The 26,471-nt window shown below is 64.5% G+C and carries 20 protein-coding genes; 15 read left to right on the plus strand and 5 right to left on the minus strand.

What is annotated here, in order from left to right; genetic code table 11:
* Positions 1 to 6: 6 nt before the first annotated feature.
* Positions 7 to 2,253 (minus strand): DNA topoisomerase IV subunit A, encoded by a 2,247-nt coding sequence (gene parC / locus FRAAU_RS02740; RefSeq protein ID WP_014402042.1) that lies wholly within the window; start codon positions 2,251 to 2,253, stop codon positions 7 to 9.
* Positions 2,254 to 2,383: 130 nt separating this feature from the next.
* Between parC and FRAAU_RS02745 the strand changes: the two genes are divergently transcribed.
* From FRAAU_RS02745 to FRAAU_RS02780, 8 genes are all read left to right on the plus strand, one after another.
* The gene (locus FRAAU_RS02745) at positions 2,384 to 3,181 is read left to right on the plus strand and encodes an N-formylglutamate amidohydrolase (protein WP_014402043.1); all 798 of its coding nucleotides are present in this window, start codon (positions 2,384 to 2,386) and stop codon (positions 3,179 to 3,181) included.
* Positions 3,182 to 3,251: 70 nt separating this feature from the next.
* On the plus strand, positions 3,252 to 3,572 hold the full coding sequence (locus FRAAU_RS02750) for a hypothetical protein (protein WP_014402044.1): 321 nt from the start codon (positions 3,252 to 3,254) through the stop codon (positions 3,570 to 3,572).
* Between the two features lie 90 nt (positions 3,573 to 3,662).
* On the plus strand, positions 3,663 to 4,613 hold the full coding sequence (locus FRAAU_RS02755; protein WP_014402045.1) for a helix-turn-helix domain-containing protein: 951 nt from the start codon (positions 3,663 to 3,665) through the stop codon (positions 4,611 to 4,613).
* Positions 4,614 to 4,734: 121 nt separating this feature from the next.
* On the plus strand, positions 4,735 to 6,099 hold the full coding sequence (locus tag FRAAU_RS02760) for an ABC transporter substrate-binding protein (RefSeq protein WP_014402046.1): 1,365 nt from the start codon (positions 4,735 to 4,737) through the stop codon (positions 6,097 to 6,099).
* Positions 6,099 to 6,992, plus strand: a complete 894-nt coding sequence (locus tag FRAAU_RS02765) for a carbohydrate ABC transporter permease (protein ID WP_014402047.1) — start codon at positions 6,099 to 6,101, stop codon at positions 6,990 to 6,992. The genes FRAAU_RS02760 and FRAAU_RS02765 overlap by 1 nt, the downstream gene beginning before the upstream one ends.
* A 13-nt stretch (positions 6,993 to 7,005) precedes the next feature.
* The gene (locus FRAAU_RS02770; protein ID WP_014402048.1) at positions 7,006 to 7,845 is read left to right on the plus strand and encodes a carbohydrate ABC transporter permease; all 840 of its coding nucleotides are present in this window, start codon (positions 7,006 to 7,008) and stop codon (positions 7,843 to 7,845) included.
* 28 nt (positions 7,846 to 7,873) lie between these two features.
* Complete coding sequence (locus tag FRAAU_RS02775) at positions 7,874 to 8,959, plus strand: ABC transporter ATP-binding protein (protein ID WP_014402049.1); 1,086 nt, start codon at positions 7,874 to 7,876, stop codon at positions 8,957 to 8,959.
* A gap of 17 nt (positions 8,960 to 8,976) precedes the next feature.
* Complete coding sequence (locus FRAAU_RS02780) at positions 8,977 to 10,488, plus strand: mannitol dehydrogenase family protein (RefSeq protein WP_014402050.1); 1,512 nt, start codon at positions 8,977 to 8,979, stop codon at positions 10,486 to 10,488.
* 13 nt (positions 10,489 to 10,501) lie between these two features.
* Here FRAAU_RS02780 and cfa read toward each other — a convergent pair whose 3' ends face one another.
* A complete protein-coding gene (gene cfa / locus FRAAU_RS02785; RefSeq protein WP_014402051.1) occupies positions 10,502 to 11,620 on the minus strand; it encodes a cyclopropane fatty acyl phospholipid synthase in 1,119 nt (372 codons plus the stop codon).
* Between the two features lie 194 nt (positions 11,621 to 11,814).
* Here cfa and FRAAU_RS02790 point away from each other — a divergent pair, with 194 nt between their 5' ends.
* Positions 11,815 to 12,684 (plus strand): LysR family transcriptional regulator, encoded by an 870-nt coding sequence (locus FRAAU_RS02790; RefSeq protein ID WP_014402052.1) that lies wholly within the window; start codon positions 11,815 to 11,817, stop codon positions 12,682 to 12,684.
* A 27-nt stretch (positions 12,685 to 12,711) separates the two neighbouring features.
* On the opposite strand, the gene FRAAU_RS02795 is transcribed toward FRAAU_RS02790, so the two are convergent.
* Positions 12,712 to 14,172, minus strand: a complete 1,461-nt coding sequence (locus tag FRAAU_RS02795; protein WP_014402053.1) for an aldehyde dehydrogenase — start codon at positions 14,170 to 14,172, stop codon at positions 12,712 to 12,714.
* 283 nt (positions 14,173 to 14,455) lie between these two features.
* Here FRAAU_RS02795 and FRAAU_RS02800 point away from each other — a divergent pair, with 283 nt between their 5' ends.
* On the plus strand, positions 14,456 to 15,973 hold the full coding sequence (locus FRAAU_RS02800; RefSeq protein WP_014402055.1) for a fumarate hydratase: 1,518 nt from the start codon (positions 14,456 to 14,458) through the stop codon (positions 15,971 to 15,973).
* Between the two features lie 54 nt (positions 15,974 to 16,027).
* Here FRAAU_RS02800 and FRAAU_RS02805 read toward each other — a convergent pair whose 3' ends face one another.
* A complete protein-coding gene (locus tag FRAAU_RS02805) occupies positions 16,028 to 18,163 on the minus strand; it encodes a prolyl oligopeptidase family serine peptidase (protein WP_014402056.1) in 2,136 nt (711 codons plus the stop codon).
* A gap of 177 nt (positions 18,164 to 18,340) precedes the next feature.
* Between FRAAU_RS02805 and ppnN the strand changes: the two genes are divergently transcribed.
* From ppnN to glpK, 4 genes are all read left to right on the plus strand, one after another.
* Positions 18,341 to 19,753, plus strand: a complete 1,413-nt coding sequence (gene ppnN / locus FRAAU_RS02810) for a nucleotide 5'-monophosphate nucleosidase PpnN (protein WP_014402057.1) — start codon at positions 18,341 to 18,343, stop codon at positions 19,751 to 19,753.
* A gap of 498 nt (positions 19,754 to 20,251) precedes the next feature.
* A complete protein-coding gene (gene glpD, locus FRAAU_RS02815) occupies positions 20,252 to 21,748 on the plus strand; it encodes a glycerol-3-phosphate dehydrogenase (RefSeq protein ID WP_041270766.1) in 1,497 nt (498 codons plus the stop codon).
* Between the two features lie 118 nt (positions 21,749 to 21,866).
* Positions 21,867 to 22,589: an MIP/aquaporin family protein gene (locus FRAAU_RS02820; RefSeq protein ID WP_014402059.1), complete on the plus strand. Its 723-nt coding sequence runs from the start codon at positions 21,867 to 21,869 to the stop codon at positions 22,587 to 22,589.
* 25 nt (positions 22,590 to 22,614) lie between these two features.
* Positions 22,615 to 24,120, plus strand: coding sequence for a glycerol kinase GlpK (gene glpK, locus FRAAU_RS02825; RefSeq protein WP_014402060.1), 1,506 nt, complete (start codon positions 22,615 to 22,617; stop codon positions 24,118 to 24,120).
* 106 nt (positions 24,121 to 24,226) lie between these two features.
* On the opposite strand, the gene FRAAU_RS02830 is transcribed toward glpK, so the two are convergent.
* Positions 24,227 to 25,162: a carbohydrate kinase family protein gene (locus FRAAU_RS02830; RefSeq protein WP_014402061.1), complete on the minus strand. Its 936-nt coding sequence runs from the start codon at positions 25,160 to 25,162 to the stop codon at positions 24,227 to 24,229.
* 256 nt (positions 25,163 to 25,418) lie between these two features.
* Between FRAAU_RS02830 and FRAAU_RS02835 the strand changes: the two genes are divergently transcribed.
* The gene (locus FRAAU_RS02835) at positions 25,419 to 26,468 is read left to right on the plus strand and encodes a rod shape-determining protein (protein ID WP_014402062.1); all 1,050 of its coding nucleotides are present in this window, start codon (positions 25,419 to 25,421) and stop codon (positions 26,466 to 26,468) included.
* Positions 26,469 to 26,471 lie beyond the last annotated feature (3 nt).

Here is a 26,471-nt window from a genome sequence, read left to right on the forward strand (position 1 = left end):
ACGGGTTTACCTGACGGCGGCGCCGACTTCCATCCGCTCCACTCGACGCAGGCCTCGTGGCAGCAGGCCGCCGCGGGTGGCGCGGTTGCCGCCGTACTGCATCAAATCTGCCCAACGCAAAGTTAATTTGCGCTGACCAGCGTACAAGGTCACCTCGCCGCTGCCCTCGGGAACCACCACCGCGCCAACGACATACTCTTCACCGGCGAGCAATTTTGCCTTGGGAATCTCGATCAGCTTGTTGCCCTTGCCCTTGTCCAGTTCGGGCAGATCGGCGACAGCGAACATCAGCAGATGCCCCTCGCTGGTGGCCACCACGATCCGGTCGCTGGCCGGTTCGGCGCTGATCTGGGGCGTCAGGATCCGGGCTCCGTCGTTCAAGGTGATGATGTGCTTGCCGGCCTTGTTGCGGCCGGTCAGCGTCTCGAAACGGGTGACGAAGCCGTAGCCGAAGTTCGATACCAGGACCAGCCGGGTATCGGGGTCGGCGGCGATCAGTGTGTCGAAGCTGGCGCCAGCGGCGGGGCTGAAGCGACCGGTCAGCGGTTCGCCGTTGCCGCGGGCCGAGGGCAGACCGTGGACGGGGGTGGAATAACTGCGGCCGGTGGAGTCGACAAAGGCGACCTGCTGGGTGGTACGAGCACGTACCGCGCCTTGCAAGTCATCGCCGTCACGGTAATTGAGGCTGGCCGGATCGATGTCGTGGCCCTTGGCGGCGCGGATCCAGCCTTTCTGGCTGAGCACCACGGTGACCGGCTCGGCCGGTACCAGGGCGCTTTCGTCCAGCGCCTGGGCGACTTCGCGGCGGACCAGCGGCGAGCGACGATCATCGCCGAATTTGGCCGCATCGGCGCTGATTTCGTCCTTGATAAGGCTTTTCAACTTGGCCGGCGATTTCAGCAGGGCCTGGATCTTGGCGCGTTCCTTCTCCAGTGCCGAGGCCTCGGCATTGATCTTCATTTCCTCCAGCCGGGCCAGCTGGCGCAGACGGGTTTCCAGAATATAGTCGGCCTGTTCCTCGCTGAGGCCGAATCGGGCGATCAGCACCGGCTTGGGCTCGTCCTCGCTGCGGACGATGCGGATCACCTCGTCCAGATTCAGGAAAGCGATGCGCAATCCTTCCAGCAGGTGCAGCCGGCGCTCGACCTTGCTCAGCCGATGTTCCAGCCGGCGGGTCACGGTCCGGGTGCGGAAGGCCAGCCATTCGCTGAGGATCCGCTTGAGGTCCTTGACCTGGGGCCGGCCGTCGAGGCCGATCATGTTCAGGTTGACCCGGAAACTCTTTTCCAGGTCGGTGGTGGCGAACAGATGCTGCATCATCGCCTCGGTATCGACCCGGCTCGAGCGCGGCACCAGCACCAGCCTGATCGGATTCTCGTGATCCGATTCGTCACGCAGGTCTTCCAGCATCGGCAGTTTCTTGGCCCGCATCTGGGCCGCGATCTGCTCCAGGATCTTGGACGGGCTGACCTGATGCGGCAGCGCCGTCAGCACGATCTGGCCTTCCTCCTGCTGGTAGACCGCGCGGACCCGCACCGAACCGGTACCGTTCTTGTAGATGGCCTGCAGGTCTTCGCGCGGGGTGATGATCTCGGCCTGGGTCGGATAGTCCGGGCCCTGCACATGCTCGCAGAGATCGGCGATGGTGGCCTCGGGATCATCCAGCAGCCGGATGCAGGCACTGGCTACTTCGCGCAGATTGTGCGGCGGAATATCGGTGGCCATGCCCACCGCGATGCCCATCGAACCGTTCAGCAGCACATGCGGCAGCCTCGAGGGCAGCCAGCTGGGTTCTTCCAGTGTGCCGTCGAAGTTCGGCGTCCAGTCGACCGTGCCCTGGCCCAGCTCGGCCAGCAGCACCTCGGCGATCGGCGTCAGCTTGGACTCGGTATAACGCATCGCGGCGAAGCTTTTCGGATCATCCGGGGAACCGAAATTGCCCTGGCCGTCGATCAGCGGATAGCGATAGGAGAAGGGCTGGGCCATCAGCACCAGCGCCTCGTAGCAGGCACTGTCGCCATGCGGATGGAATTTGCCGATCACGTCACCGACGGTGCGCGCCGATTTCTTGGGCTTGGCCGAGGCGGCCAGGCCCAGCTCGCTCATGGCATAGACAATGCGCCGCTGCACCGGCTTGAGGCCGTCGCCGACAAAGGGCAGGGCGCGGTCCAGCACCACATACATCGAATAATCGAGATAGGCGCGCTCGGCATAGTCCTTGAGCGGAATCTGTTCGTAATTGGCTTGCAGCATGGGGTCGGGTCCATCGATGTGGCGGATGCCGCCGCCGACGGCGAGGCCGGGCAGGGCAGACCGGAGATGGTGCCAGAACAGGGGCCGGGCGCGCTAGGATAAGGCTTCGATCCTGTGGAAGCCGAGTCACATGAAGGGTTTTGCCGCCGCCCCGCTGCAACCGGGGTTTGGGTTGCTGGATGAAGACGAGCCTGCCGCGTTCCGGGTGGAAAACGCCGCCGCCGCTTCGCCGTTTCTGCTGATCAGCGATCATGCCGGGCGCCGGATTCCCCGGGCGCTGGGTGATCTGGGGGTCTCGGCCTCCGATCTGCAGCGTCATATCGCCTGGGATCTGGGGGCGGCCGGGCTGGCCAGCCAGCTGGCGCGGGTGCTGGATGCCTGGCTGATCCAGCAGACCTATTCGCGGCTGGTGATCGACTGCAACCGGCCGCCAGGTGCTCCCGGCTCGATTCCTGCCCGCAGCGAGCGCACCGAGATTCCGGGCAACCACGGCTTGAGTCCGGTGGCGCGACTGGCCCGGGAAGAGGCGATCTTCCACCCTTATCACCAGCGGATCGATACCGAGATCGAGCAGCGCCGCGAGCGCGGCCAGCCGACGGTGCTGGTCAGTCTGCACAGCTTCACCCCTGTCTATATGGAACAGTCCAGGCGCTGGCATCTGGGCGTGCTCTACGGTCGCGACGCACGGCTGGCCCATCCGTTGCGTGATGCGATGCGTGCCGACGGGACCTGGGTGGTCGGAGACAACGAGCCTTATGCCGTCACCGATGCCACCGATTATGCGGTACCGGTGCATGGCGAACGCGGCGGTCTGCGGCATGTCGCCATCGAGGTGCGCCAGGATCTGCTGGCCACGCCGGAAGACCAGCATGCCTGGGCCGAGCGGCTGGGCGCTTGGCTGCAACAGGCCGAAGCGCTATCGTCCTGAGCAAGGGGGCGATGGCTGGCAACGGACCAGCTCGCTGCGTTATCGCTGATGGGGCGGAGAGGTGCAGGTGATGACGGATATCCACTGGATCGTGATTGGAGCGGCGGGAGTGGTGCCATCGCTGGTGTTTGCCTGGCGCGAGCAGCGGGGCCGTCTGCGGCTGCTGGAATACAAGCTGGACATCCTGCAGCGGCAGGCCGGCATCGATCCCTTGCAGGCGCTGCGTCAGGAATGCCTGCCGCTGATGCAGGCCAACCGCTCGCTGCAGGCGATACGGCTGTTCCGGCAGCGCACCGGCGCCGATCAGCGGACCGCGCGAAACCAGGTCGATGCCTGGATGGCCGTGGTGGCAAGGGAGATGGCGGCCGGACCGGAGGCTGTCCGGCCCTGAGTCCTGATCGCAGGATGCTGCGCTGCTCCTACCTTTGCGAGCCGCTCCGGGCGAGGATGACGCATCCTGTTGCCCGTTGGAGTGTGGATCATGGCTCGTCCTGCCTCGCAGATGCGGATGCCGCCGCCGATCGCCGACACCTCGGTGATCGGCCCGGAATGCAGCCCTTTCGATCCTGCAGCCAGTGCCTCGCTGCATTATCTGGAACATGGCTCGAACAGCCGGCTGGTCCGCTGGCATCACCATGCCTGCTACGAGCTGCATCTGCTGGTGGCCACCCGCGGTCTGGCCTATGTCGGCGATTCGGTCAGTCGCTTCGCGCCCTGGTCGCTGGTGCTGGTCGGCCCGCATCTGCCGCACAACTGGGTCAGCGATGCTGAACTGCCGCCGGCGCCGCTGCGCGACCGGGTGCTGCAGTTTTCCGAGGCCTTCCTGCATGGCTGCGAACAAGTGCTTCTCCATCCGCGCGGTATCCAGGCTCTGCGCGAGGCGGCGGCCTTCGGCATCGAATTTCCGTCGCGACTGGGACGCGAACTCGATGCGCGCTTTGCCCGCATCGGCCAGACCCAGGGGCTGCGCCGGCTGTCGATCTTTTTCGATGTGCTGGCGGCACTGTGCGACGAACCCGAGCGGCGCCGGCTCAGCCAGCGTGCCTTCGGCGCGCCGGCGCCCGGCATGGGCATCCGGCAGATCGAACAGGTGATCGAATATATCCGTCAGCATTACGCCAGGGACATTACGCTGGGCCAGCTGGCCGCCGAGTTCCGGATGAGCGACAGCGCGTTTTCGCGCATGTTCCAGCGGCACAGCGGTTACGGTTTTGCCGATTATCTCAACCAGACCCGGGTCCGCCAGGCCTGCGACCGGCTGGCTGGCGGCCGGCAGGCGATCACCGAGATCTGTTTCGAGGTCGGCTACAGCAACCTGTCCAATTTCAATCGTCGCTTCAGGGCCTTGACCGGCGTCACCCCGCGCGAATACCGACTGCGCCATCGCCGGCTCGGTGCCGAGCACCCGCCGCTTTCCGCTGCCGGCAAATAAGTATCGGTTTGGAGGCGGAAACGGCCGATGGGTATTGGCGCCGACCTCGACCGAAGGGCTATAAATCCGCTCAAGGCACGCAATGGCAAGCATTCGCGGGTCGTGGTTTCAGGAGATGTCGATGAGAGGAACAAAGCGGCAGCGGATACTGGTCCGGGGGATGGCGCTCCTGACGGGGCTGGTCGCGGTTCCGGCCGCCGCCGCCGATCGGGTCACTCTGACCGTCGGCACGGTCAACAATGCCGACATGGTGCGGATGCAGGCGCTGACCCCGGACTACGAGGCCAGTCACCCCGGCGTCAGGCTGCACTGGGTGGTGCTGGAAGAAAACACCCTGCGCCAGCGGCTGACCACCGACATCGCCACCGGCAGCGGCCAGTTCGACGTGATGACCATCGGCGCCTACGAGACGCCCTTGTGGGGGCAACGCCACTGGTTGTCGCCACTCGACAAGCTGCCGGCCGGATACGGCCTCGACGACCTGTTTCCCAATGTACGGGCCCAGCTGACCGCAGACGGCCATCTCTATGCGCTGCCCTTCTATGCCGAGGCCTCGATCACCTATTACCGCAAGGACTTGTTCAGGGCCCGCGGGCTGCAGATGCCGGCCGCGCCCAGCTGGCAGCAGATCCGCGATTTTGCCGATCAGCTGAATGACCCGGCGCATGGTGTCTACGGCATCTGTCTGCGGGGCAAGGCCGGCTGGGGCGAGAACATGGCCATCATCGGCAGCATGGTGAATGCCTTCGGCGGACGCTATTTCGATATGCAATGGCAGCCGCAGTTCGATACGCCGCCCTGGCACCAGGCTGTCCGCTTCTATCGGGATCTGCTGCGCAAGGACGGACCGCCCGGAGTCAGTGCCAATGGTTTCAATGAAAGCCTGGCCTTGTTCGCGGCCGGCAAATGCGCGCAATGGGTGGATGCCAGCGTGGCCGGCGGCGTGCTGACCGATCCGAAGCAGAGCCAGGTCGCCGCGAGTGTCGGTTTCGCGCGGGCGCCGCATGCTGTCACCGATCGCGGCAGTTCCTGGCAATACATCTGGTCACTGGCGGTGCCGGTCAGCTCCCGCCAGCAGGCGGCGGCCACCGAGTTCATTGCCTGGGCCACCTCCCGTGAATATCGCGATCTGGTGGCCAGCCGTTATGGCCTGGCCGCCTCCCCGCCGGGGACACGGCTGTCGACCTACCGGAATCCGGCCTATATGCAGCAGGTCCCCTTTGCCAAGGTCACCCTGGATTCGCTGCTGGCGGTGGATCCGGTCAAGCCGACCCTGCTGCCGGTGCCTTACAAGGGCATCCAGTTCGCGACCATCCCCGAATTCCAGGCGATCGGCAGTCTGGTCGGTCGCGAGATTTCGGGCGTGCTGGCCGGCCGCGGCCAGGTCGACGAGGTCCTGCATGTTTCGCAACAGGCCGTGCGCAGGACCATGCGCCGGGCCGGCTATGACCGGGCGGCCGTCCAACCAGCCAGCGGAGCTCCGTGATGAAGCCATCGCCCATCGCCCGAACCGGCCGCCGCAGTCTCGCCCAGTCCCTGGCCTGGCCCGGCATCATCATGCTGCTGGCCTGGATGCTGGTGCCGCTGCTGATGACGCTGTTTTTCTCGACCCAATACTACAACCTGCTGTATCCGGACAAGAGTGCCTTTGTCGGCCTGCAGAATTTCAGCTATTTCTTCACCTATCCCAGTTTCTGGACCAGCGTGCTGAACACCGTGCTGCTGGTCGGCTCGGTGCTGGCCATCACCGTGGTCGGCGGCATCCTGATCTCGGTGCTGATCGACCTGCCGTTCGCCGGGCAAGGCATCGTGCGGATACTGCTGATCTCTCCGTTTTTCATCATGCCCACGGTGGCGGCCCTGCTGTGGAAGAACCTGCTGATGAATCCGGTGTCCGGCCTGTTCGCCTGGGTGGCCAAGGCCTTCGGGATGGCGCCGGTGAACTGGTTCTCGGACTGGCCGCTGCTGTCCATCATCCTGGTGGTGGCCTGGGAGTGGCTGCCCTTCGCGATCCTGATCTTTGTCACGGCCCTGCAGTCGCTGGATCGCGAGCAGCTGGAGGCGGCACAGCTGGACGGTGCCGGCCCGCTGGCGGTGTTCCGGCATCTGACTCTGCCGCATCTGGCCCGTCCGGTGGCGGTGGTGGTGATGGTGGAAACCATGTTCCTGCTCAATCTGTTCGCCGAAATCTTCGTCACCACCAACGGCGGACCGGGCGATGCGACCACCAACGTGCCGTTTCTGGTCTATACCCAGGCGCTGCTGGAATTCGATGTCGGCGCCGCTTCGGCCGGCGGACTGGTCGCGGTGGTGCTGGCCAACATCATGGCGGTGTTCCTGATCCGCCTGATCGGCAAATCCCTGACGACCCGGCACTGAGCGGAGAAGGCCGATGCGCGATTCCAACCATCATGCGGCGAGAAGGGGCTGGCGAAGCCTGCGGATCGCTCTGGCCTGGCTGCTGGCGCTGCTGGTGTTCAGTCCGATCGCCTGGATGCTGCTGACCAGCTTCAAGACGGAGCTGGCCGCGTTCTCGATGCCGCCGCAATGGCTGTTCCGGCCGACTCTGGAAAACTATCGCGAGATCTTCGCCCGCGCCAATTATCTGCACTACGCCTTGAACTCCATCCTGACCGCCGGAGGCGCGACCGTGCTGGGCATGCTGCTGGCGGTGCCGGCGGCCTATGCCTTTGCCTTCCATCCGACCCGACATACCCGGGGTCTGCTGCTGTGGATGCTGTCGACCAAGATGCTGCCGGCGGTAGGCGTGCTGGTACCGGTCTATCTGATCTGCCAGCATCTTGGCCTGCTGGACACCCGTACCGCGCTGGGCGTGGTGCTGACCCTGATCAATCTGCCGATCATGGTGTGGATGATCTATACCTATTTCCGGGATATCCCGAACGACATTCTGGAAGCGGCCCGGATGGACGGAGCCAGCCTCTTCGACGAGATCGTGCGGGTACTGCTGCCGATGGCGCGCGGCGGGCTGGCATCGACCGCGCTGCTGTGTCTGATCCTGTCCTGGAACGAGTCGTTCTGGTCGCTGAACATCACGACCAGCCAGGCCGCGCCGCTGGCGGCGCTGGTCGCCTCGTTTTCCAGTCCCGAAGGCCTGTTCTGGGCCAAATTGTCGGCCGTGTCGACCCTGGCCTGCGCGCCGATCCTGATTCTGGGCTGGTTCTCGCAGCGCCAGCTGGTCCGTGGCCTGACCTTCGGCGCGGTCAAATAAATTCGATCGAGCATGAGTTGAGGAAGCCATGGCACAACTGGACATTCACGAGCTGAGCAAGTCCTTCGACGCCACCGAGGTGATCAAGGGCGTGAACCTGACGATCGAAGATCACGAATTCTGCGTGTTTCTTGGGCCTTCCGGTTGCGGCAAGTCGACCATGCTGCGACTGATTGCCGGTCTGGAGGACGTCAGCGCCGGTCGCTTGCAGCTGGCCGGGCGGGACATCACCCACTTGCCGGCGGTCAAGCGCAATCTGGCGATGGTGTTCCAGTCCTATGCCTTGTATCCGCATATGAATGTGCGCCAGAACCTGTCCTTCGCCCTGAAGCTGGCCGGCATGGCACCGGACCGGATCGATGCCAAGGTGGCCCGTACCGCGCGGACCCTGGGGCTGGAGGGGCTGATGGAGCGCAAGCCGGCGGCGCTGTCCGGCGGGCAACGGCAGCGGGTGGCGATCGGCCGGGCGATTGTCCGCGAGCCGGAGCTGTTTCTGTTCGACGAACCGCTGTCGAATCTGGATGCGGCCCTGCGCGCGCAGACCCGCCTGGAAATCGCCCGCCTGCACCGCGAACTGCATGCCACCACCATCTATGTGACCCACGATCAGGTCGAGGCCATGACCTTGGCCGACAAGGTGGTGATCTTCAACGGGGGCCGGGTCGAGCAGGTAGGAGCGCCGCTGACCTTGTTCCAGCAGCCGGCCAACCGTTTCGTGGCGGCTTTTCTGGGCATGCCGCAGATGAGTTTTCTCGACGTGATCGTCGATGACGGCAGTCTGCGCCTGCCTGGTGGCCAACGGCTGCTGGCGCCGGCAGCGCTGGATCTGGCCACGGCCGGCGGCGGGCTCAGTCTGGGCATGCGGCCCGATCAGGTGCGACTGCTGGCCGAGCCGACGCCGCAGGCACTACCCTGCACGGTGGAGGTGGTCGAGCGGCTGGGCAGCGACAGCTTCGTGTATACCGCGGTACCGGGAGCCGGGTCGGTCACGGTGCGGGCGAGCGGCAGCGATCCGGTGGCGGCAGGTGATCGGCGCTGGCTCGATCTGGATGTATCGCGCTGCCATGTTTTTTCCGATTCAGGTCAAGCGATCTATCATCCCGCCGTCCACTGAAGGTCTCCGGCAAACATATGTCTCCCCTCAATGCCTGCACCCTGAACTCGCTGCCTGTCGCCATCGAGCGCCCTGGCTATGATCGCGCCGGTATCCGTCCCGGCATTGCCCATATCGGCGTCGGCGCTTTTCATCGGGCCCACCTCGCGGTGTATCTCGACCAGTGCCTGGCACAGGCCGATCAGGCCGAATGGGGGCTGCTGGGCATCAATCTGCTGGAGCATGACCGGCCGCTGGCCACCGCCCTGCAGGCCCAGGACGGCCTCTACAGCGTCACCGCGCTGTCGCCGGATGGCGAGGCCCGCAGTCAGGTGATCGGGGCGATGGTGGAATACCTGTACGCACCGGACCAGCCGGGCCGGGTGCTGGAGCGGCTGGCCGATCCGGCCATCCGGATCGTCTCGCTGACGATCACCGAGGGTGGCTATCTGATCGATCACAAGGGGCGCTTCCAGCTGGAAGATGCCACCGTGCAGCACGATCTGGCCTCGCCGCAGACGCCGGAGGGTGTGTTCGGCTATCTGATCGGGGCACTGGCTTTGCGGCGCCAGCGCGGCATCGCCCCGTTCACGGTCATGTCCTGTGACAATCTCCGGCACAATGGCAGCCAGGCCCGGCGCGCCTGTCTGGCTTTCGCCGAGGCACTGAATCCTGAGCTGGCCGCCTGGATCGCCGAGCATGTGGCGTTTCCCAATGCGATGGTGGATCGCATCACGCCGGCGACCACGCCGGAAGTGCGCGAGCGTCTGAATGCGCTGACCGGGCTGGACGATCAGGCCCCGGTGCTGTGCGAGGATTTCGTGCAGTGGGTGCTGGAAGATCGTTTCGCGACCGGCCGGCCGGCCTTCGAGCGGGTCGGAGTGCAACTGGTCAGCGATGTGACTCCGTATGAGGAAGCCAAGATCCGCTTGCTGAACGGCGCACATCAGATGCTGTCGTATCCTGCGTTTCTGGCCGGACTGCGCCAGGTCGACGTGGCCTTGCATGATCCCTTGTTCCACGATTATCTGCGTGATTTCCTGGATCAGGATGCCGGCATCTGGTTGCACAGCCTGCCCGGCATGGAGCTGGACAGCTACAAGGCCCTGCTGCTGCGCCGGTTCGGCAATCATGCCATTGCCGACCAGCTGGCACGGCTGTGCCTGGATGGCGGCTCCAAGCTGCCCGGTTTTCTGTTGCCGACCCTGGAAGCCTGTCTGGCCAACGGACGCGATGCGCGGCGACTGGCCTATCTGCTGGCGTGCTACGACGTGTATCTGAAGCGTGGCACCGATGATGCGGGCGAGGCCTTCGAGCTGCGCGAACCCAATGCCATGGAGTTGCTGGAACCGATCATCCACAGTGATTCGCCGCTGACGCTGCTGCAGAATCCGGTGCTGGTAGGCGCGCGGGCGGCCAGGGATATCCGCTTTGTCAGCCAGTATCTGGCCTTGCATCGTGCAGTGACGGAACACGGCGCCCGGCGGAGCTTGGAGCAGCTGGAGCGGATCGCTGATTCGGCCGCCACCGAGGCGGCGGCCGCCGGTTGAACCGGCTCCGGCTTCAGCGCACGGTGGCGTAGCCGCCCGGCACGCCATCGGGGCTGAGGGTGAGTTGCCACAACTGGTCGCGACGGCTGCGGAACACGGCCGCCGAGACGCCCAGATAGAAATGCCACATGCGACGGAACCGCTCGTCGTAGCGTGTCCTGAGTTCGGGCCAGGCTGCATCGAAGTTGGCGCGCCAGGCCATCAGCGTGGTGTCGTAGTCGGCCCCGAAATTGTGCCAGTCCTCCACCACGAAGCGATTCTGCAGGGCGCGGGTGACCTGGCTGGCGGCCGGAATCATGGAATTGGGAAAGATGTATTTCTCGATCCACGGGTCGGGCTGGCCGGGGCGGGCATGGCTGCCGATGGTGTGCAGCAGCACCAGCCCATCGGCCTTGACGCAGCGACGGGCGACATCGAACCAGCTGCGGTAGTTGCGGGCACCGACATGTTCGAACATCCCGATGGACATTACGGCGTCGAAGGACTCGTGCAGTTCGCGGTAATCCTGCAGCCGGATCTCGATCGGCAGGTCCTTGCACAGTTCGCGGGCATAGTCGGCCTGCTCCTGCGAAATGGTGACGCCGACGCCGCTGACGCCATAGTGCTCGGCGGCATACTTCAGGGCTTCGCCCCAGCCGCAGCCGATGTCCAGCAGGCGTTGACCGGGTTGCAGATGCAGCTTGCGGCAGATCAGGTCGAGCTTGGCGGCCTGGGCATCATCGAGATTGTCGCTGTCGGCCCAGTAGCCGCAGGAATAGACCAGCCGCCGGCCCAGCATGGCCTGGAACAGATCATTGCCCAGATCGTAATGGACCTTGCCGACTTCGAAGGCGTGCAGGCCGCGCTGGCGATTGAAGAACCTGGCTTTCAGATGGGTCAGCAAGGTATCGAGATTGCGCAGTTTCTCATCCAGATGACCGCGCAGGATCAAGGTGAAAAATCCGGGCAGATCCGCCACATCCCACCAGCCGTCCATATAGGCCTCGCCGAGGCCCAGGGAGCCGTGGGCGAAAACCTGCTGGTACAGTGCCGGATTGTGGACTTGCAGGTCGGTCTGGCGCTCGCCATTGATCCGGATATCGGCAAACTTCAGCAGATCGGCGGCGCGTTGCTTCAGCGTATCCTGACTCATCTTGTCCCTCGGCGTTCGGCGGATGGTTCGCGACGGCGGCGATGGTCGCGACGGGCTTCTCGAAGTGACTGTGTCAGTGTACCCCATCGATGAGGACATGCCAGAGGGGGCAGGCAACCTCCGCGGCCCATCCCGGAGGGCAGGCGACTATACTTGGCGCTTGTTGACGTTCTCTGTACACAGGACCTGTGGTCATGGAATTGAGTCATCTGCGGGTATTCGTCGAAGTCGCCACCACGGGTTCGATCTCGGCCGCTTCGCGGACCCTGCATCGGGTGCCGTCGAATCTGTCGGTACGGATCCAGCAACTGGAGGCGGATCTGGGGTGCCAGCTGTTTCTGAGGGATCGCCAGCGCCTGCGCCTTGCACCGGCTGGCGCGCGACTGCTGGACCATGCCCGCAAGATCCTGGCGCTGTGCGAAGAGGCCCGCTCGCTGGCACAGGACGACAGTCCGGCCGGCCCCCTGGCGCTGGCCGTACTGGACGTGGGCCTGGTCAGCCGGGTGCCGCGGGTGCTGGCTGGCTATCGGCAGGCCTATCCCGAGGTCGCGGTCAGCCTGCACAGCGGCATGTCCGGTGAGGTCGAGCAGCTGGTGCTCGACGGCCAGGTGGAGTTGGGGCTGTCCGACGGGCCGCTGGCGCGAGCCGGTCTGGAGCAGGCCTGGGCTTTCGACGAGGAGCTGTATCTGGTCACCGCCGTCGATCACGGGGCCGTGCGCAGCGTCGGACAGATGACGGGCCGCGAGTTCTACAGCTTCGGCCGCAACTGCTCGTATCGACTGCGGCTGGAAGCCTGGCTGGAGCAAGGGGGCCAGACGCCGCGGATCACCGAAATGGAATCCTACCAATCGATTCTGGCCTGCGTCAGCGCCGGCACCGGGGTCGCCTGGGTGCCGCAGTCGGTGCTGCAGGCCTTGCCCGCCGACTATCCGATCAGGACGCATCGACTGGGAGCGGCCGGTCACAGCAGCCAGTATTTCTTCTGGCGCAAGGCCGGCCTCAGCGGCAATGCCCTGCGTTTCATGCACCTGTTCAAACAATACGAGAAGGACCGGCCGGACTGAGCCGGCCGGTCCCGGGGTACCTGGCGTTCAGTCGCGGGCCTTGGCCGCATTCAGATACACGGTCTTGTGGCGGCTGTAGGCATCCAGCCCGTACTTGCCGTCTTCACCGCCCAGGCCACTGTCGCCATAGCCATGGTGGAAACCCTGGGCCGCCTCGCCGCCTTCGCGGTTGACATAGATCTCGCCGAAATCCAGGTCCGTGCTCAGCCGCATCAGATACTGCAGATTGTTGGTGAACACATAGGCCGACAGACCGTAATCGGAAGCATTGGCCAGTTGCAGGGCATGCTCGAAGTCCTTGACCTTGAACAGGCTCAGCACCGGGCCGAACACCTCCTGGCGGGCGATGTCCATCTCGCCGGTCACGCCGTCCAGCACCGTCGGCGCATAGTAGTGGCCCCGGTCATAGGCCTCCCCGTGCAGACGTTCGCCGCCTGTCAGCAGGCGGGCACCTTGCTGGCGGGCGCGCTGGACCATGGCATCGACCTTCTCCAGCTCGCCGGCGCTGACCTTGGGACCCATCTCGGTATCCGCGGCCAGCGGATCGCCGACTTTCAGGGTCTTGACCCGGGCCAGCAATTTTTCCACGAAGCGGTCGTAGATGCTGGCATGGACCAGGGTCCTTTCATTGCTGGTGCAGATCTGGCCGGCATTCTGGAAGCGGGCCTTGACCGCCGCCTCGACTGCGGCATCCAGATCGGCATCCTCCATCACGATAAACGGGGCCTTGCCGCCCAGTTCCAGACGGACTTCCTTCAGGGTGTCGGCGGCGGCGGCCATGATCTTCTTGCCGGCGGCAGTGCTGCCGGTCATGGTCACCAGCTTGACCTTGGGGCTGGCGACCAGTCGCTGACCGACCTCGATGCCGCCGGTGACGATATTGATCACGCCCGGCGGGAAACCGGCTTCCTTGATCAGGCCGGCCAGCGCCAGACCGGTCAGCGGGGTCAGTTCGTGCGGCTTCAGCACCACGGTATTGCCGGCGGCCAGGGCCGGGCCCAGCTTGCGGCCCAGCAGTGCGGCGGGGAAGTTCCAGGCGGCGATGCCGGCGATCACGCCATGCGGCAGACGCTGGATCAGGATCTGTTCGCCGCTGCGGCTGCCGGGAATGATGTCGCCTTCGATACGGCGTGCGTTTTCGGCGGCGAAACGGATCAGGTCGATGCAGTAGTTCAGCTCGCCCTGGGCTTCTTTCAGCGGCTTGCCCATTTCCCGGGTGATGGTATGGGCCAGCGCATCGCGGTCGCGCTCGATCAGCTGGTTGAGCTTCAGCAGCAGGTTGGCACGCGACAAGGCCGTGGTCAGGCGCCAGGAGGCGAAGGCCTGCTCGGCGGCATCGATGGCCAGATCGACATCGGCGGCGGTGGCCTCGGTGACGCGACCGAGCAGGTCGCCATTGGCGGGGCTGTGCACTTCGCTGTAGCGGCCGGCGGCAGAGGCCTGCCAGTCGCCGTTGATGAAAAGCAGATGGGGCGTGCTCGAGGTCATCGCGGATCTCCTGCGATCAGAGGGGGAGGGTCCTGGCCATGCTAGGTGGCCGCCGGGCGCAAGAAAAACGAATAGTCGTGAACGACTCCTTCTCATTTACGGAACAAGTCGCGACCTTTCGCAGCGCGGATGTCGGCATCCGCAATGCTGCGTTCGAACATGCCGGGATGTCGGAACGGGGCGGGCTGCGGCACAATAGCGCGCCGGATATTCACCGGGAATGTTCCACTTGCGCTGTGCCTGATGCCAGCGCTGCCTTTCTACTCCTGTCGAAGCAGCCGCCATGACCATCATCAAGCAAGACGATTTGATCCAGAGCATCGCCGATGCCCTGCAGTACATCAGCTACTACCACCCGGTGGACTATATCCGCAATCTCGCCGCCGCCTGGGAGCGCGAGGAAAGCCCTGCGGCCAAGGACGCGATGGCCCAGATCCTGATCAATTCGCGGATGGCGGCCGAAGGTCACCGCCCGTTGTGTCAGGATACCGGCATTGTCACCGTGTTTCTGAAGATCGGCATGGGCGTACGCTGGGACGGCGCGACCCTCAGCGTGGAAGAAATGGTCAACGAAGGCGTTCGCCGCGCCTATCTGGACCCGGACAACAAGCTGCGCGCCTCGGTGCTGGCCGATCCGGCCGGCAAGCGGACCAATACCCGCGACAACACCCCGGCGGTGATCAATGTCTCGGTGGTGCCGGGCGATACCCTGGATGTGATCGTGGCGGCCAAGGGTGGTGGTTCCGAGGCCAAGAGCAAGTTCGTGATGCTCAATCCCTCCGACTCCATCGTCGACTGGGTGCTCAAGACCGTGCCGACCATGGGCGCCGGCTGGTGTCCGCCGGGCATGCTGGGCATCGGCATCGGCGGTACCGCCGAAAAGGCGATGCTGCTGGCCAAGGAATCGCTGATGGATCCGATCGATATCCAGGATCTGATCGCCCGGGGTCCAGCCAATCGCGCCGAAGAGCTGCGTCTGGAACTGTACGACAAGGTCAATGCGCTGGGCATCGGTGCCCAGGGCCTGGGCGGTCTGACCACGGTGCTGGACATCAAGATCAAGGATTATCCCACCCATGCCGCGAATCTGCCGGTGGCGATGATTCCCAACTGCGCCGCCACCCGCCATGCCCATTTCGTGCTGGACGGCTCCGGCCCGGTGGCACTGGATCCGCCGTCGCTGGAGGACTGGCCCAAGCTGACCTATGACACCAGCAAGGGCCGGCGGGTCAATCTGGATACGGTCACCCGCGAGGAAGTGGCCAGCTGGAAGCCGGGTGAAGTGCTGCTGCTGAACGGCAAGCTGCTGACCGGTCGCGATGCCGCCCACAAGCGGATGACCGAGATGCTCAACCGCGGCGAGAAGCTGCCGGTGGATTTCACCAACCGTTTTATCTACTACGTCGGCCCGGTGGATCCGGTACGTGACGAAGTCGTCGGACCGGCCGGTCCCACCACCGCTACCCGGATGGACAAGTTCACCCGCCAGATGCTGGAGCAGACCGGCCTGCTGGGCATGGTCGGCAAGGCAGAGCGCGGTCCGGCCGCGATCGAGGCGATCCGCGACAACCAGGCGGTCTATCTGATGGCCGTCGGCGGCGCCGCCTATCTGGTCTCCAAGGCGATCAAGTCCAGCAAGGTGCTGGCCTTTGCCGATCTGGGCATGGAAGCGATCTACGAATTCGAGGTCAAGGACATGCCGGTCACCGTGGCCGTCGATTCGGCCGGTACCTCGGTGCACCAGACCGGACCGCGCGAATGGCAGGCCCGCATCGGCAAGATTCCGGTGGTGGTGGCCTGAGATCCGGGCCGTCCCTGTCCGAGCGGGCAGGGACGGCCGGATCGAGCAGGCCGATCAGTCGGCGCGATCTGCCGGTGGTGCCTGTTTCAGGTGCTGCCACAGGAACTGGTAGTTCAGTGCCCAGAAGCGGGCGGTCTCGGTATTGTCGGCGCCCGAGCCATGGCCGCCACCGGCACTCTCGAAGAAATACATGTTCTTGTAGCCCAGGTCATCCAGCCTGGCCTTCATGGCACGAGCCTGGCCCGGGCCGACCCGGTCATCGCTGCTGGTGGTGATAAACAGCGTCGCCGGATAGGGCTGGCCGGCCCTGGCCAGCTGGAAGGGCGAGAATGTCTTCATGAAGGCCCAGTCGGAAGGCTTGTCGGGATTGCCGTATTCGGCGATCCACGAGGTGCCGGCCTGCAGTTTGACGAAGCGCTTCATGTCCAGCAGCGGTACCTGGCTGACGATGGCGCCATACAGCTGCGGATAGCTGACCAGCATGTTGCCGGCCAGCAGGCCGCCGTTGGAACCGCCCATCGCAGCCAGATACGGTGCCGAGGTGATCTTGCGGGCGACCAGGTCCTCGGCGACCGCGGCGAAGTCCTGATAGGCCTTGGGCCGGTTCTCGCGCAGTGCCGCACTGTGCCAGGTGGGGCCGTACTCGCCGCCACCGCGGATATTGGCCAGCACATAGACGCCGCCGCGGGCCAGCCATTCGCGGCCCATGACCGGGTTGTAGCCCGGTGTCAGTGAAACCTCGAAGCCGCCGTAACCGTATTCCAGGGTCGGGTTGCGACCATCCAGCTTGAGGTCCTTGGGACCGACCAGGTAGTAGGGCACCTTGGTGCCGTCCCTGGAGGTGGCGAAATACTGATGGACGGCCAGTCCTTCGGTGGCGAAGAAAGCGGGCGACTGCTTGATGACTTCGGGCCGGATCTCGCCGATCACGCCGCGTGCCAGCGAGGGCGGAGTCAGAAATCCGGTGACCGTCATCCAGTATTCGTCATCGTGGTCGGGATCGGTATCGACCACCTCCACCGAGCTGTTCTGCGGGGCGCCGGCCAGAGGCTCGCTGGACCAGTGGCCATCGGCCTGCGGGGTCAGCACCAGCAGTTCGCTTTTCACATCATGCAGGACGGTGACGATCAGATGGTGGCGGGTCCAGACCGCGCCGGCCAGGGCACGATGCGCGTCGGGCAGGAACAGCGGGGTCAGCTCGCGCTTGCCGGCCAGATAGTCATCGAAGCGGGAGACCAGCAGCGTGCCGGCCGGCCAGCTGTGGCCTCCGACGGTCCAGGGTGAGCGGGTCTGGATCAGCAGCCATTCGCGATACGGGCTGGCACTGGCATCTTCGGGCACGTCGATGGCCTGCAGCGAATGATCGGCTTTCAGCAGGTATTGCTGACTGTGGTAGAAGTCGTGACTGACCGAGATCAGATTGCGCTCGAAACCCGGCGTGCCGTCGTGCGAGCCGCTGACTGCCATGTCGCTGGTCTTGCCCTGATAGACCGGCACCCGGCTCGCCAGCGGAGTGCCCCGCTGCCAGATGCTGACCACCCGGGGATAGCTGGAGCGGGTTTCGGCATCCTTGCCCAGGGTCGTGGCGACAAACAGGTGATCACGGTCGATCCAGTCGACCGTGGACTTGGCGACCGGCAGGTGGAAGCCGTCCTTGACGAAGCGGTGGCTGGCCAGATCGTATTCACGCACTTCCACTGCGTCGCCGCCGTCAGGTGACAGCGAGATCAGGCAGCGCTGGTAGTCGGGGCGCAGGCATTGCGCGCCTTTCCAGACCCAGGACTTGCCTTCCCGGCGGTTGAGCGCATCCAGGTCCAGCACCGTTTCCCACTGCGGCCGGGCCTGACGGTAGGCCTGCAGGGTGGTGCGGCGGTACAGCCCGTGGGGATGGTCCTTGTCGCGCCAGAAGTTGTAATAGTAGTGGCCGATATGGCTGACATAGGGGATGCGCTGGTTGGAGTTGAGCACATCCAGGATCCGCTGCTCGCTGGCAGCCAGATCACCCTGCCGACGCATGGCCTGCAAGGTGTGCTCGTTCTGTTGCGCGACCCAGGCCTGAGCCCTGGGGTCCTTGGCCTGCTCCAGCCACAGCGGGGCGTCGGGGCCAGACGCCGAGGCGGTCCCGGTCAGGCCCAGGGCGAGGGTGCTGGCCAGGACCAGGTGGCGACGGCGCAGGCGGGTGGGGTCCATGGTCTGATCTCTGCGGTAGGAAAGGAGGCCAGTCTCGGCGATGGGCGGCATTAAAACATGTGCTGATGGTTGGCATGCCGGACTTGACCGGTGCCCGATCGGGGTCGAAGCTAGGCGGCCCGTCCCGGGAGGCTGTCGGCCGACCTGTGTCGACGGATGCAAGGAGATAAGTCGTCCATGAATCAATTGAATATCGCCACGGCTCCCGCAGCCGGCTACGCCACGGTCAGCGCCCAGGTTTCCCCGACCGGGGGACTGGATGTGCTGTCCCGCAATGAAGTGGCCAGGCTCAGCGATGCCAGCGGCACCGGTCTGCATGTCCTGCTGCGGCGCTGTGCGCTGGCGGTGCTGACCTCCGGTACCATTTCCGACGACCCGCGGACCATGTTCGAACGCTATCCAGCCTTCGATATCCAGGTCCGCCAGCAGGATCGCGGCATTCGCATCGAATTGCAGCATGCGCCGGCCCAGGCCTTTGTCGACGGCAAGATCATCCGCGGCATCAACGAGTTGCTGGTGGCGGTGATCCGCGACATCGTGTATGTCGCGGCCCAGATAGAGCAGGGCGGCTTCGATCTGGCCGATCCGGTCGGCATCACCCATGCGGTGTTCGAGATCCTGCGCAATGCCCGCGTGCTGCAGGCCCAGAAGGACCCCAACCTGGTGGTGTGCTGGGGCGGGCATTCGATTTCGCGCGAAGAGTATGAATACTCCAAGGCCGTCGGCTATCAGCTGGGCCTGCGCGGCATGGACATCTGTACCGGCTGCGGTCCGGGCGCGATGAAGGGGCCGATGAAGGGTGCCAATATCGCCCATGCCAAGCAGCGGCACACCCGCAATCGCTATATCGGCATCAGTGAACCCGGCATCATCGCCGCCGAGTCGCCGAATCCGATCGTCAACGAACTGGTCATCATGCCGGATATCGAGAAGCGTCTGGAGGCCTTCGTCCGCGTCGGTCACGGCATCATCGTGTTTCCGGGCGGTGTCGGCACGGCCGAAGAGATTCTGTACCTGCTCGGCATCCTGCTGCATCCGGACAATCGCAGCCTGCCGTTCCCGCTGATCTTTACCGGCCCGGCCCATTCGGCCGGATATTTCGAACAGATCGATCGCTTCCTGCGTCTGACCCTGGGCGACTCGGTGGCCGAGCATTACCGCATCATCGTCGGCCAGCCGGTCGAGGTGGCGCTGGAAATGGTTCGTGGCGTCGAGCGGGTGAGGGCCTACCGCCGGGCCACCGAAGATGCCTTCTTCTTCAACTGGGGCCTGCGGATTCCCTTCGAATTCCAGCAGCCGTTCCCGGCCACCCACGAGGCCGTGGCCGGCCTGTCGTTGCGTCACGGACGGCCGCGGCACGAGCTGGCGGCGGATCTGCGGCGTGCCTTCTCGGCCATCGTCGCCGGCAACGTCAAGGAGGCAGGGGTCAAGGCCATCGAGGCGCATGGGCCGTTCGTGATCGACGGCGATGCCGACATCATGGCGGCGCTGGATGCCATGCTGAAGGCCTTTGTCGCCGATGACCGGATGAAGATCCCCGGCGGCACCGCCTATGAGCCCTGCTATCGCCTGGCCCAGGCCGAGATCTGAACCAGGCTGCGGCGAGGGGGTGATCCGCCGCTCTCGCCGTTCATGCCACCCCGGACGCCGTCCCCGCCTGCAGGCAGGGGCGGCGTCTTGCTGTATTCGTGATGCATCATGCTGCGCCACCGCAGGAGAGGAGGCCGGTACCTGGATGGCCGGCTCGCGCTGGGCGCTCTCGACGTCTGGCGAAGGAGGCGGCCGCTCAGCTTTATACATGTGCGAAAACGAGCACGCTTTGCCTGGTTTTCAGATTTGAATCGTGGCAATCGTGCCGCTGGCCAGTATCCTGCCGGCAACGTCGAAAACCGCATGGCAGCGCCTTTTATCGCGAAAATGAACAAGTCGCGGGATGCTGCGTCGCCGCGTGTGATGTTCGAATATGTTGGGTTATGATCGCTTCCGAAAGCCCCTCGAACATTCATGCCCACTCCTGAGTGTCATGATCATGTGTGGTGAATGATGAGGTCACTGGCGGGCTCCGATTTGATCACCAAGGGTGTGGCAATGTTCGAAGAAGTGGATCTGCTGGTCGTCGGTGGTGGCATCAATGGCGTCGGGATTGCCCGGGATGCCGTCGGCCGTGGCCTGCGGGTAATGTTGTGCGAACAGGATGACCTGGCCTCGCATACGTCCAGCGCCAGTACCAAACTGATCCATGGCGGCCTGCGCTATCTCGAGCAGTATGAATTCAAGCTGGTCGGCAAGGCTCTGGCCGAGCGCGAAGTGCTGTTGCGCGCCGCCCCGCACATCATCAGTCCGCTGCGTTTCGTGCTGCCGCACCAGCCACATCTGCGCCCGGCGTGGATGATACGGATCGGTCTGTTCCTGTATGACCACCTGGGACGGGTCAAGCATCCCACCTTGAAGCCTTCGAGGAGCCTGGATCTGCGGACGGATCCCACCGGCACGCCGTTGCGCGACGAGTTCACCCGTGGCTTCGTGTATTCCGACGCGCGGGTGCAGGATGCCCGGCTGGTGGTGCTCAATGCCATGGACATCCGCGAGCGCGGCGGCGAGGTCTTGACCCGGACCCGCTGTGTCTCGGCCCGGCGTGACAGCGCGGCCTGGACCGTGCAGCTGCAGTCGCAGGCCGGCGGCCCCCTGCGCGAAGTACGGGCCAGGGCCCTGGTCAATGCCGCCGGCCCCTGGGCGGCCAGATTCCTGGATGAAGTCGCCCACGTCGCCCATGACCACACCGTGCGCCTGGTCAAAGGCAGCCATATCGTGGTGCCCAAACTGTTCGAGCATGATCATGCCTATATCTTCCAGCAGCCGGATCGCCGCATCGTGTTTGCGATTCCCTATGAGGGCGAGTTCACCCTGATCGGCACCACCGATGTCGAGTTCAAGGCCGACCCGGCGCATGTCGAGATCAGTGACGAGGAAACCCGCTATCTCTGCGAGGCTGCCAGCCGTTATTTCAAGCAGCCGATTCGCGAACAGGACGTGGTCTGGGCCTACAGCGGCGTGCGGCCGCTGCTGAGCGACGACAATGACAGTGCCTCCGAGGCGACCCGCGACTATCTGCTGGGCCTGGATACCCAGGGCGCCCCCTTGCTGAACGTGTTCGGCGGCAAGCTGACCACCTTCCGCCGGCTGGGTGAGGATGCGGTCAACCAGCTGGCACCGGTGCTGGGCTGCAAGCAGGGCCCCTGGACGGACGAGGCCATTCTTCCCGGCGGCGATGTCGCCGAGGGACTGGTCGCAGGACTGGTCAGCCAGCTGGCGGTGACCCACGCCTGGGTGCCCTCGCCGTTGCTGGAGCGCTGGTGCCACAGCTACGGCACCCGTACCCGTCGCCTGCTGGGCGGAGCCAAGGGCATGGATGATCTGGGCGAGCACTTTGGCGCCGGCCTGCATGCCAGGGAAGTGGATTATCTGCTGACCCACGAATGGGCCAGTACCGCCGACGACATCCTGTGGCGGCGTTCCAAGCTGGGTCTGCATTTCGACCCGGCCATGCGTGAGCATCTGGCGGCATATATCAGCGCCGCCGCCTGATTCAAGCCTGATCCGATACGACACTGATCGTGCCGTGCCGGCACGGTGCGGCTTCTTGTTGCCCGCTTTTGTGCGGCGCCCCCATTGATCGACGACAGCTGAGCACGGAGATACCGAAATGCATGATCCAGCCATGTGGAAATACCTGAACGAATTTCTGGGTACCGCGATTCTGGTGTTGTTGGGCGATGGCGTGGTCGCTGGCGTCTTGCTGAAGCACTCCAAGGCCGAGAATGGTGGCTGGGTGGTGATCACTCTGGCCTGGGGCCTGGCGGTGCTGATGGGGATCTATGTGGCCGGCGCCGTCAGTGGTGCCCTGATGAATCCGGCTCTGACCATTGGCCTGGCCTTGATTGGAAAACTGTCATGGGGCCTGGTGCCCGGCTTTATCCTGGCCCAGATGGCCGGTGGTTTCGTCGGCGGGGTGCTGGTCTGGCTGGCCTATCTGCCGCATTGGCGGGCAACCCAGGATCCGGGGCTGAAGCTGGCGGTGTTCTGCACGGGGCCGGCGATCCGGCATCTGCCATCCAATTTTCTGACCGAGGTGATCGGTACCTTCGTGCTGGCCTTCGGGGTGCTGGCGATCGGCAGCAATGCCATGGCCCCCGGCGTATCCTCGCTGGCGGTGGCCTTGATGGTGGTCGCCATCGGCATGTCGCTGGGCGGCCCGACCGGCTACGCGATCAATCCGGCCCGTGATATCGGTCCGCGGTTGGCGCACTGGGTGCTGCCGATTGCCGGCAAGGGTTCCTCGGACTGGGGCTATGCGGTGGTGCCGGCATTCGGGCCGGTGGTCGGCGCGATCCTCGGTGCACTCGGCTTCCATCTGATCTACGGTTAAGACCCGCGCTGCAAGGAGAATCTATATGCAAGCGAAAGCAGGCTACATCCTGGCCATCGACCAGGGTACGACCAGTTCCCGCGCCATCCTGTTCGATCAGGAAGGCAAGATCGTCGGCAGCGCCCAGCGCGAATTCACCCAGCTGTTTCCGCAGCCGGGCTGGGTGGAACACAATCCGCGCGAGATCATGACCAGTGTCTACACCACGATCACCGAACTGCTGAACAATCTGCAGGTCGATGCCGGAGCGATCCAGGGCATCGGCATCACCAACCAGCGCGAGACTGCAGTCGTCTGGGACAAGGCCAGCGGCCAGCCCATCCACAATGCCATCGTCTGGCAGTCGCGGCAGACCCGCGAGATCTGCGACGAGTTGAAGGCCGCCGGCCACGAGGACATGGTCCGGGCCAAGACCGGCCTGTTGATCGATGCCTACTTCTCGGGCACCAAGGTCAAGTGGATACTGGACCGGGTCGAGGGTTCGCGCGAACGCGCCGAACGTGGCGAGCTGCTGTTCGGCACCATCGACAGCTGGCTGATCTGGAATCTGACCGGCGGCAAGGTGCATGTCACCGATTACACCAATGCCTCGCGGACCCTGATGTACAATATCCACACGCTGGAGTGGGATGACGAGCTGCTGGCCATGCTGGATGTGCCCAAGGCCATGCTGCCCGAGGTGCGATCCTCCAGCGAAGTCTACGGCAAGACCCAGGGCCAGTACTTCTATGGCCGTGAAGTGCCGATCGCCGGCGTTGCAGGTGATCAGCAGGCCGCCCTGTTCGGCCAGGCCTGTTTCGAGCCGGGCATGGCCAAGAACACCTACGGCACCGGCTGCTTCATGCTGATGAATACCGGTGACAAGGCGGTACAGTCCAAGAGCGGTCTGCTGACCACGATTGCCTGGGGCGTCGACGGCAAGGTGGAATATGCTCTGGAAGGCAGCATCTTCGTCGCCGGCTCGGTGGTGCAGTGGCTGCGTGACGGCATGCGGATGCTGGGCAAGTCCTCGGACTCGGAAGACTATGCCGAGCGGGCCAAGGGCACCGACGGTGTCTATATGGTGCCGGCCTTTGTCGGCCTGGGTGCGCCTTACTGGCGCTCGGATGTCCGCGGCGCGGTGTTCGGTCTAAGTCGCGGCACCACCAAGGAGCATTTCATCCGCGCGGCGCTGGAGTCGATGGCCTACCAGACCCGCGACGTGCTCTCGGCGATGCAGAAAGACTCGGGCATCGAGCTGAAGGAATTGCGTGCTGATGGCGGTGCCATCAACAACGACTTCGTCGGCCAGTTCCAGAGCGATATTCTGAATGTGCCGGTGCTGCGCCCGCAGGTGGCGGAGACGACCGCGCTGGGTGCGGCCTATCTGGCCGGGCTGGCGGTGGGTTTCTGGAGCAGTCGCGAAGAGATTGCCAAACAGTGGGCGGTGGATCGCGAATTCACGCCGGGCATGGCCGACAAGGAGCGCGAAGAACTCTATGCCGGCTGGCAGCAGGCGGTCGAGGCGACCATGGGCTATACCGTGCAGTAGGCTCAGGACCCGCCTGCATCCGGCAGGCGTCCAGTCCGATGCAAAACGGCCCGCCTCTGCGGGCCGTTTTGGCTGGTGGCGGGCCCGCTGCCGCGGGCCGGCCTGATCAGTCCAGAGCGTAGCCGAACTGGTCCTCGAACTCCGCCGCGAAGCTGGCGAAATCGAAGTGCTGGTTCTGGGTGCCGGGGTGGCCGACTTTCAGTGCACCCATCAACGAGGCCATCCGGCCGGTGGTGGCCCAGTCCCGACCGTGGGTGATGCCGTGGATCAGGCCGGCACGGTAGGCATCGCCGCAGCCGGTGGGGTCGACCACCTTGTGTTCACGGGCCGGCGGAATCGCGATGACCTCGCCGTCGGCATGAATGACCGAGCCACGCGGACCCTGGGTCACGATATAGGCCTTGACCTTGCCGGCAATGGTTTCGGCCGACCAGCCGGTGCGGGTCTGCAGCAGCTGCGACTCGTAGTCATTGACGATGACATAGGTCGCCTTCTCGATCATGGCCTGGAATTCTTCGCCATTGAACAGCGGCATGGCCTGGCCCGGATCGAAGATGAACGGGGTGCCGTCGGCGAAGAAGTCGTCGACGTGGCGCAGCATCGCTTCGCGACTGTCCGGCGCCACGATCGCCAGTTCGCAGTCTTCGATGTCGCTGACGCTGATCTCGTGGGCGCTGGACATCGCGCCGGGATGGAAGGCGGTGATCTGGTTGTTGTCCAGGTCGGTGGTGATAAAGCACTGCGGCGTGAACTGCTCGGGGTATTCGCGCACATGGTCCAGGCGGATGCCGTGCTTGACCAGATGGGCGCGGTAAGGCGCGAAATCCTGGCCGACGGCGGCCACCACGATGGGCTCGTCACCCAGCAGCTTCAGATTGTAGGCGATATTGCCGGCGCAGCCGCCGAACTCGCGACGCATGCCGGGGACCAGAAAGGACACATTGAGAATATGGACCTGGTCCGGGAGGATATGGTTCTTGAACTGGTCCTGGAACACCATGATGGTGTCATAGGCCAGGGATCCGCAGATGACGGCAGGCATGGGCAGGGGTCCACTGTAAGGGAAAGATCGGCATCCGTCCGGCGGGTCGCGGGATGCATCTAAAACCCCGCATTTTAACGTCATCTGCCTGTCATGGCGACTCGTGCATGATCGCACGCGTCGGGCCGGTTCGCAGGCCGGTTTCAAAAAGGCCAATAAGTTAAGGATTATTAACGAACTTGTCCTTGCGCGCAGGGGCTGCGCTTACTAGACTTGAATGCTTCATTTGCCACGCTCAGCGCGCGCGCCTCTCTCTATGTTCAAAAAATTCCGCGGCATTTTCTCCAACGACATTTCCATCGACCTCGGGACAGCCAATACGCTGATCTATGTCCGGGGACAGGGGATCGTGCTGAACGAGCCTTCGGTGGTGGCGGTACGCCAGGACCGGGGTGGGGCCGGCGGTGCCCGCGCGGTGGCCGCGGTCGGTGGCGAGGCCAAGCGCATGCTGGGTCGTACCCCGGGCAATATCGCCACGGTGCGTCCGATGAAGGACGGAGTGATCGCCAACTTCACCATGACCGAGGCGATGCTGCAGCACTTCATCAAGCAGGTGCATCGCGCCCGCATGCTGCGGCCCAGTCCGCGGGTTCTGATCTGCGTGCCCAGCGGCTCGACCCAGGTCGAGCGTCGGGCGATCAAGGAATCGGCCGAAGGGGCCGGTGCCCGTGACGTATTCCTGATCGAGGAGCCGATGGCTGCCGCGATCGGTGCCGGCATTCCGGTGCACGAGGCACGTGGTTCGATGGTGCTGGATATCGGTGGCGGTACCTCCGAAGTGGCGGTGATCTCGCTGAACGGTGTGGTCTATTCGCAGTCGGTCCGCATCGGCGGTGATCGTTTCGACGAGGCCATCATCAATTATGTCCGCCGCAACCACGGCACCCTGATCGGTGAATCCACGGCCGAGCGGATCAAGGTCGAGATCGGCTGCGCCTTTCCGCAGAGCGATGTCCGCGAAATGGAAATCTCCGGCCGCAACCTGGCCGAAGGCGTGCCGCGGATGTTCACCATGAACTCCAACGAGGTGCTGGAAGCGCTGCACGAGCCCTTGTCCGGCATCGTCGCGGCGGTGCGTGCCGCGCTGGAGCAGACCCCTCCGGAACTGTGCTCGGACGTTTACGAGCGCGGCATCGTGATCACTGGCGGCGGCGCCTTGCTGCGCGACCTGGATCGTCTGATCGCGGAGGAAACCGGCCTGTTCGTGCAGGTTGCCGAAGATCCGCTGACCTGTGTGGCCCGTGGTGGCGGCAAGGCGCTGGAACTGATCGATCAGCACGGCAGCGATTTCTTTTCCGCCGAATAATTC

It is taken from the genome of Frateuria aurantia DSM 6220 (genome assembly GCF_000242255.2).
GTDB classification, from domain to species: Bacteria; Pseudomonadota; Gammaproteobacteria; order Xanthomonadales; family Rhodanobacteraceae; genus Frateuria; species Frateuria aurantia.